This is a genomic window from Paraburkholderia sp., from assembly GCF_035501035.1.
In the GTDB taxonomy this organism is placed as follows: domain Bacteria; phylum Pseudomonadota; class Gammaproteobacteria; order Burkholderiales; family Burkholderiaceae; genus Paraburkholderia.
Window position 1 is genome coordinate 1 of the sequence record NZ_DATJWR010000211.1, and the last position, 3,084, is coordinate 3,084.

A 3,084-nucleotide genomic window follows, 5' to 3' on the forward strand; every position below is an offset into this window, starting at 1 on the left:
GTTCGCCGCCTGCTTCGTCGACGACGAGCCCGCGCCCGACGCGCCGGCGTCGCACTGAGAGGCTGAGAGGCAATCCGACATGGCCGCTCCGACCCCGCAAACGGCCCCACTCTGCGTCGCAAATGCTCGCCATGGCCCGAGCGATGGCGACCGGGCTGGCCGGGTCGGCGCCGGCCCCCCGGACGAGCGCACAATGTGCTTCACGCCAGCCGTCCTGGCTGCAGCGACCGCATTGCTTGCCAACTGGACCATGTCAGCCTGCAGTGGAGTTGACCCGCTTCCGTGGACACCTTGTATCTTGAAGTACGGTTTTGAAGCTGTTCTTTTTCATTCGTAGTTGAAGGCTGTGGAGCTTGTGGGCGAAGGAGAGCGCGGTGGGCAACGCGCAGCGTTATCCACGGTAAGCTCTCCGGTGCGCCGCAGGCGCATCGTCCACAAATCCACAGCCTTGGTTTTGTGTCGGTTTGGCAAGGCTCGTGCAGCCTGATGACACCTTGGGTTTGCAGCCCGCAGGATAGCGAATGGCGCACGAGCTGAGCCGCTCATCAACAGCCCGAACAGTTGTTTGAAAAAAGTTCGCATGTACAAGGAGGGGTAGTGACGAGCTTGCCAGATCCGAAACCGATTACCGTTGGCATTGACGTTTCCAAGGCTACGCTGGATATAGCGATTGGCGTTAAGGCAACGCCGCTGAGTGTCTCCAACAAGACGGATGGCTTCGACATTTTGCTTGATGAGCTCGCGCGCCACCAGGTTGCGCTGATCGTCCTCGAAGCCACAGGTGGGCTGGAAATGGCAGTAGCTTGCGTATTGCAGGCCGCCGGATATGCCGTGGCAGTGATCAATCCACGGCAGGCGCGAGACTTTGCTCGTGCGATGGGGAAACTTGCGAAGACTGATCGCATAGATGCGCGCATTCTCGCCCAGCTCGGCGAAGTGATCGAACGTCATCCCGAGCGCGAGAAATTCGTCAAGACCTTGCCGACCATCGAACAGCAAGCGCTGGCGGCAATCGTTGCGCGGCGCCGGCAGTTGATCACGATGCTTGTCTCCGAGCGCAACCGGCTGGCGCTGGCGCATGCCCAAACCCGCAAAAGCGTCGAAACCATTATCGAGGCGCTGAAGGATGAAATAGCCCGTATCGAAAGCGATATGGGCGGGCATATTCATTCGCACTTTGCTGACCTGTCGGCGTTGCTTCGTACCGTTAAAGGGGTGGGCGATGCAACGATTTCGGTTGTGATTGCCGAAGTCCCTGAGCTGGGGAGACTGACGCGGCGGGAAATCAGTTCGCTCATTGGCGTCGCGCCAATCAATCGCGATTCAGGCACGATGCGCGGCAAGCGCACGATCTTTGGGGGCCGAGGCAGCGTGCGACGTGTCCTGTATATGGCTGCCCTGGTGGCGACCCGTCACAATCCGGCGATCAGGCTGTTTTATCGTCGCCTCGTCGAAGCCGGAAAGCCAAAGAAGGTCGCGCTCGTCGCCTGCATGCGCAAACTGCTGACCATTCTGAACGCGATGGTCAAAGCCGGCAGGCCGTGGGACGCTTCGTTTCATGAGACGGACCTCAAAAATGCTTGACCTCCAAGACAGTTGCTATCCTTTTGATCAGGAGGTGCCGAAATGGGCAAGCATCGTACCCCGTACCCGGCGGAATTCCGGGCGCAAATGGTCGAGCTGGTGAAGGCCGGGCGTACGCCGGAGGAACTGGAAAAGGAGTTCGAGCCGACCGCACAGACCATCTACAACTGGGTGGCGCAGGCCGGTCGCGACGCGGGCGTGCGCCACGACGGGCTGACCACCGCCGAGCGGCAGGAGCTTTCGCGGCTGCGTCGTGAGAACCGGCAACTGAAGATGGAAAGAGACATTCTCTCTCAGGCGGCCGCCTGGTTCGCACGCGAGACTGGAGCCGTACCGCCGAAGGGTACGGATTCATGAAGGCGAACCAGGCCCGCTGGCCCATTGCCACGATGGCGCGGCTGCTGCAGGTCTCCACCAGCGGCTACTACGCGTGGCGGGTGCGTGAAGCATCGAAGCAGGCATGCAGTGATGCGCAACTGCTCGCGCGCATCCGTACCGTGCACGCGAGCTCGCGTGGCACCTACGGGGCGCCGCGCATTCATGTGCAGCTCGCGCGCGAGGGCGTGCATGTGGGACGCAAGCGCGTGGCGCGCCTGATGCGCATGGCCGGTCTGTGTGGCGCAAGCCGGCGGCACTGGAAGCTCACTACGCGCCAACGTGCGGGAGCGCGGCGCGCGCCCGATCTGGTGCGCCGGCACTTCAGTGCCGAAGCGTGCAACGTACTGTGGGTGGCGGACGCCACCTACGTGCCGACCGGTGAAGGGTTCCTGTATCTGGCCGTGGTGCTCGATGTGTTCAGCCGGCGCATTGTCGGCTGGGCCATGTCGGATCACCTGTACACGGAACTGATGCTGCGCGCGCTGGATATGGCGCTGCAACAGCGTCGGGCTGAAGGGGTGATTCACCATTCGGATCAGGGATGTCAATACACTTCCATTGCCTTCGGCCGGCGCTGTCGCGAGGCGGGCGTACAGCCGTCGATGGGGACGGCCGGCGACGCCTATGACAACGCGATGTGCGAGTCGTTCTTCGGCACGCTGGAGGCGGAACTGCTGATGCGCGAGCGCTTCGGTACGCGTGCGCAGGCGCGGTGTGCGATCTTCCGCTTCATCGAGGGCTGGTACAACATCCGTCGCCTGCACAGCAGCCTGGGCTACTGCTCGCCGATGGAATTTGAGCAGCAATACGAAAAAACACAAAATCCGCCGCGGCGCGGGTTGCCCACCGCCGGGCAGCGTCGTGGTCGTGATATCCGACCCGCCGCCCGCCCGTGGACAACCCGCGAGGCAACACCGAATGGAGGACACATTCCGCTGTAAAACTCAACTGCAGATCTATCCGTCGAAGCGGGTCAATCTCACACAACCGTATGCCAGACCGCTGCAAAGGCCGATCTCGCATGTGCGCATCCGCCGACGAAATGACGCCGATTTCAAGTCCATCCAGAACAAGACATCCGGCTTGACGACGGAACTCGAAACTGCTGGTCGCTTGCAAATT

The 3,084-nt window shown here is 61.7% G+C and carries 2 protein-coding genes and 1 pseudogene; all 3 read left to right on the forward strand.

Going from position 1 to position 3,084, the window contains the following annotated elements:
* The first annotated feature begins 606 nt into the window (after positions 1 to 606).
* Positions 607 to 1,584 (forward strand): IS110 family transposase, encoded by a 978-nt coding sequence (locus tag VMJ11_RS14945; RefSeq protein WP_325620172.1) that lies wholly within the window; start codon positions 607 to 609, stop codon positions 1,582 to 1,584.
* 42 nt (positions 1,585 to 1,626) lie between these two features.
* Positions 1,627 to 2,771: pseudogene (locus VMJ11_RS14950) on the forward strand (IS3 family transposase); the annotation flags it as partial.
* A 109-nt stretch (positions 2,772 to 2,880) separates the two neighbouring features.
* A partial coding sequence (locus VMJ11_RS14955; RefSeq protein WP_325620171.1) for a hypothetical protein occupies positions 2,881 to 3,084 on the forward strand: 204 nt, incomplete at its 3' end.